This window comes from Sandaracinaceae bacterium, assembly GCA_016706685.1.
Taxonomy (GTDB): Bacteria; Myxococcota_A; Polyangia; order Polyangiales; family Houyiibacteriaceae; genus JADJJE01.
Window position 1 is genome coordinate 92,285 of record JADJJE010000005.1, and the last position, 14,128, is coordinate 106,412.

13 protein-coding genes are annotated in these 14,128 nt (G+C 69.5%); 3 read left to right on the forward strand and 10 right to left on the reverse strand.

All coding sequences use genetic code 11. The features are described from left to right. Positions 1-25 precede the first annotated feature (25 nt). Complete coding sequence (locus IPI43_09995; GenBank protein ID MBK7774455.1) at positions 26-2,974, reverse strand: hypothetical protein; 2,949 nt, start codon at positions 2,972-2,974, stop codon at positions 26-28. 128 nt (positions 2,975-3,102) lie between these two features. Here IPI43_09995 and IPI43_10000 point away from each other — a divergent pair, with 128 nt between their 5' ends. After that, positions 3,103-5,391, forward strand: coding sequence for a CRTAC1 family protein (locus IPI43_10000; GenBank protein MBK7774456.1), 2,289 nt, complete (start codon positions 3,103-3,105; stop codon positions 5,389-5,391). Here the strand turns inward: IPI43_10000 and IPI43_10005 are convergent. The 7 genes from IPI43_10005 to IPI43_10035 all read right to left on the reverse strand — a co-directional run bounded on the left by IPI43_10005 (position 5,381) and on the right by IPI43_10035 (position 10,381). Beyond that, entirely contained in the window at positions 5,381-5,827 is a 447-nt protein-coding gene (locus tag IPI43_10005) for a TM2 domain-containing protein (GenBank protein ID MBK7774457.1), read from the reverse strand. The two genes, IPI43_10000 and IPI43_10005, sit on opposite strands and share 11 nt — an antisense overlap. A gap of 127 nt (positions 5,828-5,954) precedes the next feature. Continuing rightward, positions 5,955-6,257: an acyl-CoA/acyl-ACP dehydrogenase gene (locus IPI43_10010; protein ID MBK7774458.1), complete on the reverse strand. Its 303-nt coding sequence runs from the start codon at positions 6,255-6,257 to the stop codon at positions 5,955-5,957. Positions 6,258-6,265: 8 nt separating this feature from the next. Further along, on the reverse strand, positions 6,266-6,793 hold the full coding sequence (locus IPI43_10015; protein MBK7774459.1) for a hypothetical protein: 528 nt from the start codon (positions 6,791-6,793) through the stop codon (positions 6,266-6,268). A 206-nt stretch (positions 6,794-6,999) separates the two neighbouring features. Continuing rightward, positions 7,000-7,173 carry a hypothetical protein gene (locus IPI43_10020; protein ID MBK7774460.1) on the reverse strand — a complete coding sequence of 58 codons (174 nt, stop codon included), beginning with the start codon at positions 7,171-7,173 and terminating at the stop codon, positions 7,000-7,002. 80 nt (positions 7,174-7,253) lie between these two features. After that, positions 7,254-8,369, reverse strand: a complete 1,116-nt coding sequence (locus IPI43_10025) for an acyl-CoA/acyl-ACP dehydrogenase (protein MBK7774461.1) — start codon at positions 8,367-8,369, stop codon at positions 7,254-7,256. Positions 8,370-8,384: 15 nt separating this feature from the next. Next, entirely contained in the window at positions 8,385-9,572 is a 1,188-nt protein-coding gene (locus IPI43_10030) for an acyl-CoA dehydrogenase family protein (protein ID MBK7774462.1), read from the reverse strand. Between the two features lie 227 nt (positions 9,573-9,799). Then, positions 9,800-10,381, reverse strand: a complete 582-nt coding sequence (locus tag IPI43_10035; GenBank protein ID MBK7774463.1) for a hypothetical protein — start codon at positions 10,379-10,381, stop codon at positions 9,800-9,802. Between the two features lie 41 nt (positions 10,382-10,422). On the opposite strand from IPI43_10035, the gene IPI43_10040 reads away from it, so the two are divergent. After that, on the forward strand, positions 10,423-10,932 hold the full coding sequence (locus IPI43_10040) for a VOC family protein (protein ID MBK7774464.1): 510 nt from the start codon (positions 10,423-10,425) through the stop codon (positions 10,930-10,932). A 148-nt stretch (positions 10,933-11,080) separates the two neighbouring features. Here the strand turns inward: IPI43_10040 and IPI43_10045 are convergent, their stop codons facing one another. Both IPI43_10045 and IPI43_10050 read right to left on the reverse strand, forming a co-directional pair. After that, positions 11,081-12,556, reverse strand: a complete 1,476-nt coding sequence (locus IPI43_10045) for a 1-acyl-sn-glycerol-3-phosphate acyltransferase (protein MBK7774465.1) — start codon at positions 12,554-12,556, stop codon at positions 11,081-11,083. A 4-nt stretch (positions 12,557-12,560) separates the two neighbouring features. Continuing rightward, positions 12,561-13,220: a tetratricopeptide repeat protein gene (locus tag IPI43_10050; GenBank protein ID MBK7774466.1), complete on the reverse strand. Its 660-nt coding sequence runs from the start codon at positions 13,218-13,220 to the stop codon at positions 12,561-12,563. An 87-nt stretch (positions 13,221-13,307) separates the two neighbouring features. Here IPI43_10050 and IPI43_10055 point away from each other — a divergent pair, with 87 nt between their 5' ends. Beyond that, a complete protein-coding gene (locus IPI43_10055; protein ID MBK7774467.1) occupies positions 13,308-13,979 on the forward strand; it encodes a 2TM domain-containing protein in 672 nt (223 codons plus the stop codon). Positions 13,980-14,128 lie beyond the last annotated feature (149 nt).

The window sequence follows — 14,128 nt, forward strand, 5'->3', positions numbered from 1 at the left end:
GCCCCTCGAGAGGGGCCTGCCGGGCTCAGCCCTCGCGCTTGCGGCGGAGCATCAGGCCCAGGGCCAGCAGCGAGAGCAGGCCGTAGAGCGGACGACTCGCGTCGTTCTCGCCCGTGGAGCAGTCGCCGCAGCCGCCACCATCGCTGGGGGGCGGGAGGCCACGAAGCGACTCGGTGTTGCTGCCGACGTTGCCGGCCTCGTCACGAACCTCGAACTCGAACTGGCCCGCGGCGTCGGCCACCAGGCGCTCCGGGGTGCCGAGCGTGGACCAGGAGGACCACTCGGTGGCGCCCAGCTCACGGTAACGGAACTCGAGAGCCTCGGCGTAGCTGACGGCGTCTGCCGCGCGCAGCACGGTGCCGTCCTGCGTGATGACGGTCTCCACCCGCGGCGAGAGCACGTCGATGAGGAACTCGGCGCGCGCGGGGGTGAGGTCCGTGGAGCCGGTGCCACCCACGACGCGAGCGCGGGCGTCCACCGAGTGACGACCCTGGAGCAGGAAGGAGTCGTGCGAGATGACCGCGTACGGGCTGCGGGTCCACTCGCTCCAGATCTGGCCGTCCACGCGATGCTGATACTCGTACTCCACGCCGTCCGGGCCGGCCGCGTTGATGGCGATCTCGATGGAGGGCCGCTCACCCACACCGAGCGTGTCGATGTGGAAGATGCTGGAGTCGGGCACGTTGACCGTGACCAGCTCCACCTCGGTCTCGACGCGCTGCGTGAAGGGCGTGGGGCTGGCGGTCTCGAGGTCCACGAAGACACCGAGGAAGCGCTCGTCGTCCGACTCCACGAGGCGAATCGCGTCGTCGGCCAGGTTGATGCCGATGGGCAGGGCCGCGCCGGCGAGCAGGTCGTTGATGCTGATGGTGGGGATGGCGCCGCCGACCATGCCGAGGGCAAGGGGCACGACGCTCTCGACCGCGCGGGTGACGCGCGCCGGATCCTCGCGGATGAGCTCGTTGTTGCTGACCGACGAGTTGTCGAGCGACACGCGCACGATCTGCGGGGTGATGGCGCCGTTGGTGAGGGGCAGGTTGACCTGCGCCACCACATCGGAGGTGAAGGTCATGAACCGCACGTAGCGCTCCGTGCTCCACACGTAGAAGTCCAGCGCCAGCTCGGGCAGCGCCACGGTGATGAAGGGGTCTTCCTCCGTGCCGGCGCCCAGCGTGATGACGGGCGGCTGCTGCGGGCGGAGCGCGATGCCGATGGCGGCGCCGCTGCTCGGGAAGGCCAGGTCGTTGAGCGAGCCGATGAGCACCGAGAAGAGACCGGTGCTGAGCAGCTGGTCGAGGCGCGTGGTCACCTGGAGGCAGAGAGCCCCCGAGCGCCACAGCTGGTAGGCGCCGTAGTTCATGACCTCTTCGGACAGACCCAGCGAGAAGTGGTTGGCGTCGCCCTCACCACCGCGGAAGGCCGCAGCCTCGGTGACGGTGGGAAGCGCGGGCGGGTTCTCGAGGTCCGTGATGCAGCTGCTTGCCTGCAGGGTGTTGAAGCCACCGAACAGGTCGATGGTGTAGCCCAGCGTGCCCGCAGGGGGGGGGGTCACGACGTTGACCGCGCGGGCCTCGCCGTCCACGGCGGCGATGATGTCCACCGCCGCACGCAGGCCGGGCGAGATGGCCGAGAGGAAGCCGCCCATGTCGAGGCGACCCTCGAAGCCGAGCAGGAGGGGCACCGCGGTGCTCTCGCCCGCCTGGTTGATGCCGTCGTTGTTGGTGTCCTGGTAGCAGATGCCGTCGGACGCGCGGGCGGCGCTGCCGGCCGGGCAGAGCGTGAGGGCGTTGTTGTTCGTCGGGTCCGCCAGCGCGGGCTGCGGCAGCTGAGCGAACTGCTGGATGAGGTCACCCTCGTTGATGAGGCCTTCGACCGTCATCTCGATGGTGCCGTAGATGACGCCCTGGAACAGGCTGATGACCGACCCGACGAGGCCGCTGCAGCCGATGGCCATGTCCTCCTGCTGGAGGCCCTGACCCACGAAGCGTGCCGTCAGCAGCTCGAACTTACCGTAGCCGGCGCGCGCGCCGGTGGTCTGCTCCGTGATGGCGATCTCGGCGCGGAAGTCGATGGTGGGGGTGGACCCGTTGGTGGTGTTGATGCCGATGGTGCAGTTGGGCACGATGCCGAAGCCACGGACGGGGAACGGGGTGACCGTGCCGGCCGCGTTCACCGAGCGCGCGTGGATGCCCACGTCGACGCGCAGGCGGTCCGGAGTCATGTCCACCGCGGAGATGTCGAGGTTGCGCAGGTCGAGGCTGATCTGGCAGTTGTTGTTGTCGCCGATGTAGAGGTTGGCGTTGACGGTGGAGACCGGCCAGCCCACGGACGTGCGCAGGCGGTAGTTGCGACCGGGGACGAGGTTGGCGCCGCAGGTGGGCTCGTTGAAGCTTCCGATGAGGAAGTCGCTGCCCACGTTGCAGACGTTGGACCAGTTGCCGTTGCCGTCTTGAATCTGAATCTGAACGTCACGGGCGATGGGCCCCGACGACGCGGTGGCGATGGCGACGGTGGCGACCGGGACGGTGAACGCCGAGCTGGTGGCCGAGGCGCTGCTGACGGCGCCGGAGGTGGCCGAGATGCTGCGCAGCGCGTTGGGCGCCATGCAGACGCCGACGAAGCCGTTGAGGACGGTGGCGTCGAACAACGGGGCCTGGATGGGCGGGATGGAGATGCGGATGTCGTCCATGCTGGAGCCGGGCCCGAGCAGGTCAGCGAGGAGCGGCGCCACGAGGGCCTCCGCGTTGGTCTCGATGAACTGGATGCCGTCGGGCGAGAGGCGCACCTGCGTGGCGTTGGGGATGCGCTCGGAGACGGGGAAACCGCCTGGGATGGGCAGGATGGCGCAACCCTCGCAGTCGCAGGCGCAGTCACACGCGCCGCAGCTGTCGCAGTCCGCGAGGCAGTCGTCGAGACAGCCGTCGAGACATCCGGAGAGGTCGAATCCGTTGCAGCCCGTCGTTGCGAGCCCCATCAGGAAGATAAAAGAAAGCCGAACCACACGGTCCATGTGAATCTCCACGATCCTAGTGCCAGGTCAGTAAGGGTGCGGCTCAGGCTGCACCGGGTATAGTTGTATCAGAGTCCCGGCGCGTAGATCCAGTGCAACGATCCAAATATATTCCCACGCTTGCGGCGCTGGCCCTGGTGGCGGGCTCGGTGGCCTTGCCAGCGCTGGGGCAGCCCTTCGTGGAAGTGGCCCAATCCGCTGGATTGGTGCTCCCGCAGCGGGTGGGGCTCTGGGAAGGAGACTGCTCGGGAGGCCTGCTCAGCTGCCTGGGGGTGTTCACGGGCGGGGTCGCGGTGGGCGATCTGAACGGCGACGGATACCCCGATTTGGTCTTCACGCGCCCCAATGCCACTACCTTGGTCTACATCAACGCACACGATGGGACCTTCGTGGACCACACAGCCGACCACGGCTTCGGGGTGGTCCCAGGGGCCAACGGTGTGGCGCTGGCCGATCTCGACAACGACGGCGACCCGGACGTCATCATCACGGTGCTCGGCTGGGGCCACCACCGCGTGTTCGAGAACCGCTGGCCCGAGCCATGGGTGGACGTTCCAGGTAGCGCGGGGCTGCGCGCGGGGTCGGCGTTGCTCTTGCGCTCGGGGTTCGGGCTGGGCCTGGGCGACTTCGACCGCGATGGGAGCGTGGACGTGTTCGCCACCGAGTGGATTGGCCCGACCGCTTGCGGGCGCTCGCACGCGCGGCTCTACCAGAACACGGGCGCTGGCGGCATCGCGTTCACCGACGTGACGGAGCGCGCCGGGGTCACGCTCGAGCGCGCCGACAACCCGTTCGCGTGGTCGTTCGGGGCGGGCTTCACGGACTTCGACGAGGACGGCTGGCCGGACCTACTGGTCACGTCGGACGCGCGCACCTCGCGCCTGTTCTTCGGCGGGCCGGGCGGGGAGTTCACCGACCACACGCGCACGTCGGGCGTGGCCACGGAGTTCAACGGCATGGGCTCCACCGTGGCGGACTTCGACGGCGACGGGCGGCTGGACTTGTTCGTGAGCGCCATCACGCCCGAGCGCAGCAACCCCACGGGGGGCCACCGGCTGTATCTCTATGCGGGAGAGCGCCGCTTCCTGGACGCGACCGACGCAGGCCAGGTGCGCTTTGGCGGCTGGGGCTGGGGCGTGGCGGCGCTGGACGGCGACCACGACGGCGACCAAGACATGGCCATGGTCACGGGCCTGCCCTCACCCTCGTCGGCGGTGGACCCTATTCGCTACTGGCAGAACCAGGGAGACGCCACGTTCGAAGAGATTGCCCAAGACGTGGGCCTGCTGGACACCGAGCCGGGCATGGGGCTGGCCGTGCTGGACTACGACGTGGACGGCGACCAGGACATCGTCATCGTGCGCAACGGGCGCACGCCGCTGCTCTACCGCAACGACGGCGGCGTGGCGCTGGGCGAGTACCTGCGCGTGCGGGCGCGGGGCACGCGGGGCAACCGCGACGCCTTGGGCGCCGTGGTGCGCGTGACCGTGGATGGGCGCGAGCGCGTGGCCGAGATCGCGTCCGTGTCGCACTTCTTGGGGCAGTCCGAGCGCGTGGCGCACTTCGGTCTGGGCACCAGCCCCGCCACGCGCACGGCGCGCGTCCACGTGCGCTTCTTGGGCGGGCACGAGGTCACTATGGAGGGCGTGGCGCTGAACCAAGAGGTGCTCGTGACCGAGCCCGACCTGCCCTTTCCCAGCCCGCCGTCGGTCGTGCCGGCCACGCCGCGCGACTGCAATGGCGACGGTGAGGCCGACGCGTGCGCCGTGGACTGCGACGAGAACGGCAGCCCGGACTCGTGCGACGTGGAGACGGGTGCGGTGCCGGACTGCAACGGCAACGGGGTGCCGGACTCGTGCGAGATCCGCTCGCACTTCGTGACCGACTGCGACGAGAACGGCGTGCCGGACGTGTGCGACGTGGAGGCGCAGCCGGCGCGCGACTGCGACGACGACGCGCTGCTCGACGTGTGCGAGATCGCGCTGCGCCCGTGGCTGGACTGCAATGCGGACGGTGTGCTGGACGTGTGCCGCGGGACCACGTGCACGGGCGTGGACGGTGGGATCCGCGACATGGGGACCGGAGCGCCGGACGCGGGAAGCGTGGGGGACGCGGGGATGGCGCGTGACGCAGCCACGATGATGGACACGGGAAGCGCCGCAGACGCCGCACGAACGGACGCGGGGACCGGAACGTTGCGAGGTCAGGGGTGCGCCGCGGGTCTCGCGGAGGGCCCTGGCGATGCGCGGGGCGTGCTGCTGTTGGTGGCGGCGACGGCGCTGCGAAGACGGCGCCGGAAAGCGCGCGCAGCTCGGGGTCGAGGGCGCGCGCAGACCTGCGGGGCGCGCTCGAGCGAGCTTCTCCACGATTCTAGAACGTGACCGGTCGCTCCACTCGCGGCGCCGGTCGGGCCAGCTCCATGTTCCGCGCGCTGCACTGCTCGTTGAGGAACCAGAAGTCCCACACGACGCCCGCGAACAACAACCCGCCGGTGCAGAGGTACAGCAGCCCCGTGAGCCACGCGCCGCGGTAGAAGCGGTGGATGCCGAAGGCGCCCAGGAAGGTGAGGAGCAGCCAGCTGATGTCGTAGTCGACGGGGCCGTCGGCATACTTCTGCCGCGCGCTGCGGGCCATGCCGGGGATGAGGAAGAGGTCGATCAGCCAGCCGATACCCAGCAGGCCCAGCGTGAAGAAGTAGAGGGTGCCCGTGAGCTTCTTGCCGAAGTAGAAGCGGTGCGCGCCCAGGAACCCGAAGATCCAGAGGATGTAGCCCAGCAGCGTGCTGTGCGTGTCGGAGCTCTCTGCGGTGCGGGACATGCGGGGCCTCCAGGTCACTCGGCGCGCAAACGTGCTCGCCGACTTCGTGAACACACGAAGCCAGCAGAATGTTCACGATTCACCCGGCCGCAAGGGGCGGGGCGTGGGAGTGCCCCAGCAGCGGGCGTCAGCTCGCGGCCAGCAGCAGCCCCAGCCGCTCCAGCGTCTCGTTCGCGCCGCCCAGCGTGAACTCCAGGTGCTTGCCCTTCAGGAAGTACCGGAAGAGCGGGTAGTCGCGGTCGAAGCCCATGCCGCCGTGGATGTGCTGGGCGGCGAAGAGCACGCGCTGGCCTCCGTCGGCGGCCCAGAACTTGGCGGTGAGGATGTCGGCGGCGGCGTCGCGCTCGGCGTCCAGCTTGAAGGCGGCCTGCGGCATGCTGACCTCCATGCGCTGCATGTCGATGAACGCGTCGCCCAGGCGCTGCTTCACGGCCGACCCTAGTCTCGATGGCGGCCTTGGTGCACCTGCCTCCGGGCAAACTCTGCATCGAGCTTCCCGCGGACCCGGGGGAAGTAGTTCTCACGGAAGTCACGGTCCATGCACTCCCACGCCTGAATCGACTCGAACGCGTCAACGCCATAGCGCTCTCGGGCCACCCAACCAGCCGGACTCTTGGCCAGCTGCAGGACCCGCTTCGCGATGGCTCGTCCCCTTCGAGTGTCACTCTTCGCGACTGCCTCTGCGAAGCTGGAGAGAACGCGCACGGCAACCCGAGCCTGCTCCACATCCATCGGTCCGCCACGGCCAGGAAGGCTCAGATTGGCGACCTTGGAGCAGAGGAGGTGAACGGGATTCAGCACTTGAATGTTCGCCCCCGCGACATCCATGGTCATCGCCTTGGCAGCAACCCCTTCGTTGCTGGCGACCCCGAAGATGGTGGCCAGGAAGTCGATGGTGCGCTCCACTCCGCGGCGGTCGGCAGCGCGCACCATGGCGAGATGAAAGTCCCCCTCGGCGACCTTCACGATCGGACTGCCGTTCAGCCGCTCGGCATACTGCTGGACTGCGCGCCGATCCTCCGCATGCTAGTCCAGGTCGGCAGTGGTCGCTACGTTCGGCAAACCATAGTGACGCGCCCAGGCCAGCACCGCTTGACCGCCGACGAGAACCACCGGAAGCCCCTCGGCAGCCCGAAGTAGAGGCTCCCAGTCCCCGTCGTCCACCACAGGACCTACCAACTGGGCTCGCTCACCAGCTTCGGTCGCGGCAAGCCCACGAAGATCCCAGCCGACTCGATCTCGACCAGCTCTCCACGCTCGAAGCGCTGTCGAACCTCCTCCTGCTCGGCGAGCTTGAGCGCCTTGAGGTCGTCCAGCGTGGGTTCGGCTTCTACAACGCGGTGCACGAGACAAGCATCGTGAGCGTGGGCGGGATTGTCAAACGTCCGCGCCCGCACGCACTTGCCCCGACGAGGCGCAGCTCCGCTCAGCTCGCGGCCAGCAGCAGCCCCAGACGCTCCAGCGTCTCGTTGGCCCCGCCCAGCGTGAACTCCAGGTGCTTCCCCTTGAGGAAGTAGCGGAAGAGCGGGTAATCGCGGTCGAAGCCCATGCCGCCGTGGATGTGCTGGGCGGCGAAGAGCACGCGCTGGCCTCCATCGGCGGCCCAGAACTTGGCGGTGAGGATGTCGGCTGCGGCGTCGCGCTCGGCGTCCAGCTTGAAGGCGGCCTGCAGCATGGTGACCTCCATGCACTGCACGTCGATGAACGCGTCGCCCAGGCGCTGCTTCACGGCCTGGAACATGCCGATGGGCATGCCGAACTGCTTGCGCTCGGTGGCGTACTTGGCGCTCATGATCAGGGCCTGGCGGGCCACGCCGTACTGGAGCGCGGCCATGCCCACCAGCGTGCGCTGCACGGCGAAGCTCAGGATGCTGACGCCGGACTGCGCGTCACCCAGCACGTCGTCGGCCGCGATGAGCGCGCCCGTGAGGGTGAGCTGCGCGAGGGGCTCGGTGTTGGTGCCGCGCTGCGCCGCCACCTGTACGCCGGCGGCCTTCGGGTCCAAGAGGCCCACGATCACGCCGCCGTCGGTCTTGGCCGCCAGCAGCACGCGCTGCGCCTGGTCGAGGAAGGCCACGTTGGTGAAGCTGCCGGTCACGCGGTAGCCCTGCCCGTCCTTCACGGCCGTGGCCGCGGGCACGAACGGGTCACGCGAGCCGCCGTCCACCAGCGCCGCCGTGAGGATGACCGAGCCGTTGGCGACGCCGGGCAGGAAGCGGGCCTTCTGGGCGTCCGTGCCGAAGCGGGCGATGGCCAGGGCCGCGCTCACCAGCGTCTCGAGGGCCGGGACGGGCGCCACGGTGCGGCCCACCTGCTCGAGCAGCAGGCACAGCTCCAGCATGCCGAAGCCCGAGCCGCCCTGCGCTTCGGGGATGGCGAGGCCCAGCATGTCGGCCTCGGCCAGGGCCTGCCACGCGCGCTCGTGGAACCAGCCGCCCTCTTTCTTCAGAGCCTTGAGGGAGTCATCGGTGACGATGCCGGAGAGGATCTGCTTCAACCCCTCGGCGATGCTCTGCTGGTCGTCGCTCAGTTGGAACTTCATGGCGCTCTCCTGCTCTCAGCCTCGGCGCCCGGCCGTGGGAAGTTGAAGCCCGAACTGGGCGATGATGTCGCGCTGGATCTCGTTGGTGCCGCCGCCGAAGGTGAGCACCAGGCTCATGCGGTAGAACTTCTCGAGGCGGCCGCGCAGGATGGCGCCCGCGCTGCTGTGGTGGAGGCAGCCCGCGGCGCCGTGCACCTCCATGAGCAGGCGCGAGCCCTCCACGTAGAACTCACTGCCGTACACCTTGATGGCCGATGCGTCGGCCGGAGCCAGCGTGTCGTTGGCGATGTTGAAGGCCTGCCGCCAGTTGAGCAGCTTGAGCGTGTCCAGCTTGGCGTGCACGCGCGCCAGGTTGCTGCGCACGAAGGGGAGATCGATGAGCATGCCGCCCTGCCCGTTGGGCGTCTCCTTGGCCCACGCGATGGTCTCGGTGAGGATGCGCTCGAGGGGACCCACGGCGCACAGGGCCACGCGCTCGTGGTTGAGCTGGCTGGTGATGAGCTTCCAGCCGCCACCCTCGCGGTCCACGAGGTTGCCCGCGGGGATGCGCACGTTGTCGTAGTAGGTGGCGTGCACGTTGTTCTCGCCCAGCGCGTGGATGGGCGTGAAGCTGAAGCCCTTCGCGGTGGTGGGCACGATGAACATGCTGATGGCCTTGTGCGGCGGCGCGGCGGGGTCCGGGTTGGTGCGCGCGGCCAGCCAGATGTAGTCGGCGTGGTCGGCCAGGCTCGTCCAGATCTTCTGGCCGTTGATGACCCACTCGTCGCCGTCGCGTGTGGCGGTGGTCTTGAGCGACGCGAGGTCCGTGCCCGAGTTGGGCTCCGTGTAGCCGATGGAGAAGTGGCACTTGCCGGCCAGGATGCGCGGCGCGTACTCCGCGATTTGCTCCGGCGTGCCGAACTTCAGCAGCGTGGGGCCCACCGTGTTCAGCGTGAGGATGGGCACCGGAAAGCCCGCGCGCTGCACCTCGTCGAAGAAGATGAACTGCTCGATGGGGCCCCGCTCTTGCCCACCGTGCTCCTTGGGCCAGCCGATGCCCAGCCAGCCGTCGCTGCCCAGCTGCTGGACGGCTTGGTGATAGAGCGGGCCGCCGCCTTCGTTCACGTCCAGCTCGGCCACGAGCTCGGGGGTGATGAGGCCAGACAGGTACGCGCGGAGCTCGTCTCGCAGGGCGCGCTGAGAAGGGGTGTAGTCGAGGTGCATGCGTTCTACCGAGCGAAGCGTCGCGAGCGGGCACCCGCCACAGGGCGCCGCGCTCAGGTAGAACACGTTCTAGTTCACGGCTCGCGGGATGGCAAGCCGGGCCGCATCAGTCGCAGGTGCCAATCTGCGGGAACTGCGGGTTGGGCGTGCAGGTGCCCGAGCAGCAGGTGCCGCCAATCTGACCGCCCGGCGCGCAGAACTCGCCGCTGGCCACGCACGTGCCGCCGTCACCGAGCATTTCCTTGGCAGCGGCCGTTGGTGCCGATCAGGGCCACGCACGTGGTGCCTTCGCAGCAGGCGTCGGCCGTGGTGTCGCAGATCTGGTTGCCCGAGACGCACATGCCGGAGTCCGCGGTGAAGTCCGGCGCGCACACGCTATTTCCCGCCACGGTGGTGCACACCAAGTCGGCGCAGCAGGTGGAGCTGGCCGGTACGCAGGGGTCGAACTCGCCACTGCACATGCCACCGTCCGGGAGGTTGGTGTCGGTCACGCAGATGTCGAGCTCGCTGTCGCACAGCAGCCCGGCGCAACACGTGGTGGGCGCCGCCGCGCAGTTGTTGAAGCGCGCGATGCACTGACCGGCGTCGGTGCCCTGGTCGTCCGTGCCGTTGTCCGCCGTGCCGTTGTCGGTGGTGCTGCCGTCCTGCGTGGTGCTGCCGTCCTGCGTTGTGCCGTTGTCGGCGGTGGTGTTGGCGTCCACCCCGCTGCCCATATCCACCGGGCCATCGCCGCTGCTGCCGCAGCCCGACACCGTGATCAGCAAGCCGAGCGCGCAGCCCAGCAACCCAAAGCGAAGCTCATTCAACATGGTCTCGTCCTGTCCGTAAGCGGGCGTGGTACGTCATGCCCATGGGCGCCACCTTCGACCATGTCCATATCTATGCGCAAGACTTGCCGCGCTCGCTGCACTTCTACACCGCCGTGCTGGGCGCCGAAGAGGTGGGCAAGATCCCGAAGGAAGTGGGCTTCAACCACATCCTTCTGTTGGGCGGGCAGTTCATGGCCGTCTCTGCGTTCCCGCCCGGAATCACACCGCGCGAGCCGCCCGCCGTGGGCGACGGAGCCCTGCAGGTTGGCTTCGGCGTGGCGCACATCGGGCTGAACGTGGCCAGCCTGGACGAGCTGCTCCCCAAGCTGGAGCGCGCTGGGATCACGCCGCACTCGGCGCCACGCGGCGGGTCGCCCGTGCGGTATGTGTACTTCACGGGGCCGGACGGCGTGGTGTTCGAGGTGACGCAGTACCAGGTCAGCGCGAAGCTGGAGCCGGCGATCAAGGCGCTGGCGCTGTTCCACCGCGGGGTGCACGCGGCGAAGCGGGTGATCGGGAAGCGACTGTTGGCGGCAGCGACGGGGTCGTGAAGGCGACCACGACGGCTGCCAGGGAGTTTGCTCCTCGTGGGCGTGGGCGTGGGCGTGGGCGTTGTCGGCGACGGCGACGGCGACGAATGTGCCTGCCGCTACCTCTGCCGCTGAGGGACGCCGTCGCCGTCGCCGTCGCCGTCAACGATCACGACAACGATGAAGGCGGATCCCCACCGGAGTCGCCACGGACCTCCGAGCTCCGCGAGTACCCCGCCCGCACCGCGTCCAGCTCCACCAGCAGCTGCTCGCGCTCGAGCACCAGGCCCCGGTACAGCTCGGGCCGCGTGCGGAACAGCGTGCGGGCCACGATGCGCTGCGCGTGCACACCCAGGCGGCGGCGGTAGCGGAAGAACCAGAAGCCCGCGAAGGGCAGCGTGAGCACGTAGAGCATGGCGCCCAGCAGGGAGGCGCTGCCGTGCCAGGCGAGCCAGCCGAAGAGCGCATACGTGGCGCCGAAGGTGAGCACGCCGGAGCCGAGGGCGGTGATGGCCTGGATGGGCTCGTCGGGGGCGCGACGCGCAGCCACGCGGGTGAGGCGATATGGGACGAAGTTGTGGAACAGGCCGTAGGCTGCGACGGGCGCCATGAAGATGGCGTAGAGCGTGAGCTTGAGCAGCTCGGCCCGGGTGGAGAGGCGCTTGCCCGGGAGCTCCGCGAAGTCACCGCGCAGGCGCAGCTGGCCCAGGTGGCGCTCGTGCTCGTTCACGCGCTTCTGGAGCGCCTTGGCGCGCGCGGGCTCGGTGCGCAGGAACCAATCGAAGGCGTTGGCGATGAGCTGCTCGGCCAGGAAGCGGTCGCTCAGCTGCTCGGCCCGCGAGGGGCGCCCGGTGGCGTGGTCCAGCAGCTTCTCTTGGGGCATGCGCAGGTCGGGCATGCTGCCCAGCACGTCGTCGCGCAGCTGGGCACCGTAGAGCGCATGGAGGTCTTCGGCGAGGTCGATCTGCGCCTCGTCCGGCACGTGCACGGCCACGGCGCGCATGGCGGCTTGTACGTCGTCGGTGAGCGCGCGCACTGCGGCGCGTGGGTCGGCCTGGAACTGCTCGCGGTAGCGAGCCACCGGGATGGGCGCGCCGAAGCGCACCAGCGCCGCCGTGTGGAAGCGCTCACGCTCCACGTAGTTGAGGCCCACCGGCACCACCACCACGCCCAGCGCGAAGCCGTGCTTGGCCTCGGCGCCGAGCGCGATGCGCGCCACGCCGGTCTTGATGGCGCGCACGTGCCGCGTGGGCGCGTTCTGGCCCTCGGGGAAGATGCCCACCGCCCTGCCCGCGGCCAGCGCCTCGAAGGCGGCCTCGAAGGCCGCGTCGTTGTCGGCCTTGGGGCCCGCACCGGGACCCTCCACCGCGTCTTGTGCGCGCTGCACCGGGATCACGCCGGCGGCGCGGAAGGCGGCCGCCGCGAGCGGGTGCGCGAACAGCCCGCTGCGCGCCAGGTAGTGGATGTTGCGGGGCACGCGCGAGCCCAGCAGCACGGTGTCCATGAGCGAGTTGGGGTGGTTGGCGGCGAACACCACCGGGCCCGTGCGCGGGACGTGGGCCTCGCCTTCCTCCTGCACGTCCACGAAGTAGAGGCCCGCGGCCCGGCGGAAGAAGCGACGCGCCACGCTGTAGACGGCAGCCACGGCGTCACCCTGCGAAGAGGCTGCGGAGGCGCCAGGTCCACTGCTTGCGCCGGAGGTAGCTGGGGAGCGTGCGCCACGTGCTGCGCAGCTCATCGAGGGCTTGCTTCGCGGTGTCGGCCTTGCCCTGCTTCTGACGCGCGCGCCACAGCTTGTACCAGCCGTCGATGGCCGAGCTGTTGGTCTCCACGTAGTGCTCGAAGGCGTCCTCGGCGTCGGCGTAGCGCTCGAGCTTCATGAGCACGTCGCCGGCCACACGGTAGGGCTCGCCGAAGCCCACGCGGGGGTCGATGCCCACCGCTTGGATCAACGACTCCAAGGCCGGCTCGTGGGCGCGCGTGCGCGCCTGCGCGAGGCCCGTGAGGAACAGCAGCTCGGCGTCGTTGGGGTGCCGCTTGCGCGCCTCGGTGAGCAGCTCGAGCGCGCGCTTGGGGCGTGAGCGCTCGAGGTAGACGCGCGCGAGGTCCCGGCGCGCCGTGACGTTGGCGGGGTTGGCCGCGATCTGCGCCTGCAGGGCACGCATGCGACCGGCCGTGCGCATGAACACGTAGGGGTCTGGAATGAACCCGCGCAGCAGGAAGAGCACCACCACCCCGGCCAGGATGAAGGGGTGCCCCACCAGGTACCAGAGCGCCATCATCAACAGGTAGTACGTCCAGTAGCCCATCGCGTGGGGTCTTCTAGCGTGCGGGTGGTCCGGGGGGCAACCAGCCCCGCTCTCGACGCGCGCGCCGCTTGGCCCAATACTCGTCCGGTGAGCACACGCACGTTCGACCGCGACGAGGTGGAGGCCATCCTGAGGGTCGCGCTCCAGCGCGCCGAGGCGGTGGAGGGGCTCACCCGCGAAGAGCTGGCGGAGGTCGCCGCCGAGGTGGGCATCCCGCTCACGGACCTGGACGGCGCCATCGAGCTCATCGAGCGCGAGCGCGAAGTGGATCGGCGCCGGGCCAGCATCGTGGGCGAGCGCAAGCGCGGGTTCTATGCGGCGGTGGGCAACGCCACCATCGCCACCAGCTTCCTCGGGGTCATCGACTACGTGCAGGGCCCCGGCTGGTGGGTGCCGTACGTGGCCGCCGTGTGGGGCATGGTGCTGACCTTCCGTGGGCGGCGCGCGTTCTTCGCGGACGAAGCCGACCTCGACAAGCTGGCCCGCAAGCAGCTGCAGAAGGAGTGGAAGAAGCGCGACTGGCAGAAGCGCGAGCGCCAGCTGCCAAAGGCCGTGGAGGCCGGAGCGGCGGCGCTCATCGAGGCCGCGGCGCGCAAAATCGCCGAGCGCATCGACGCCGTGGGCGTGCGGCCGGCCAGCGCGGGTCCGCGGGTGCGGGTGGCGCCGAGCGCCGCCGGCCCAGGTCCGACGACGTTCCAGGAGCACGTGGAGGAGCAGACGGTGAGTCGGCAAACCGCGCCGCGCGAGCGCGAGCGCTGACGCCCAAGTCACTCGCCAACCCGACCTGGGTGAATTCACCTACAGGACCCCAGCAGCGCTCTTGCGGAAGACGCGGGGATCCAGCAAATCGGCCGCTTAGTCGAATTTTTTTCGGCGCGGTCGGGGTGGCCTACGGCGCTGGGTGCGGG

Coding starts and splice junctions, on each gene's coding strand:
- IPI43_10050 (MBK7774466.1), bottom strand. CDS start 13,220: ATGGGCTACTGGACGTACTACCTGTTGATGATGGCGCTCTGGTACCTG.
- IPI43_10040 (MBK7774464.1), top strand. CDS start 10,423: ATGGGCGCCACCTTCGACCATGTCCATATCTATGCGCAAGACTTGCCG.
- IPI43_10025 (MBK7774461.1), bottom strand. CDS start 8,369: ATGAAGTTCCAACTGAGCGACGACCAGCAGAGCATCGCCGAGGGGTTG.
- IPI43_09995 (MBK7774455.1), bottom strand. CDS start 2,974: ATGGGGCTCGCAACGACGGGCTGCAACGGATTCGACCTCTCCGGATGT.
- IPI43_10035 (MBK7774463.1), bottom strand. CDS start 10,381: ATGTTGAATGAGCTTCGCTTTGGGTTGCTGGGCTGCGCGCTCGGCTTG.
- IPI43_10030 (MBK7774462.1), bottom strand. CDS start 9,572: ATGCACCTCGACTACACCCCTTCTCAGCGCGCCCTGCGAGACGAGCTC.
- IPI43_10005 (MBK7774457.1), bottom strand. CDS start 5,827: ATGTCCCGCACCGCAGAGAGCTCCGACACGCACAGCACGCTGCTGGGC.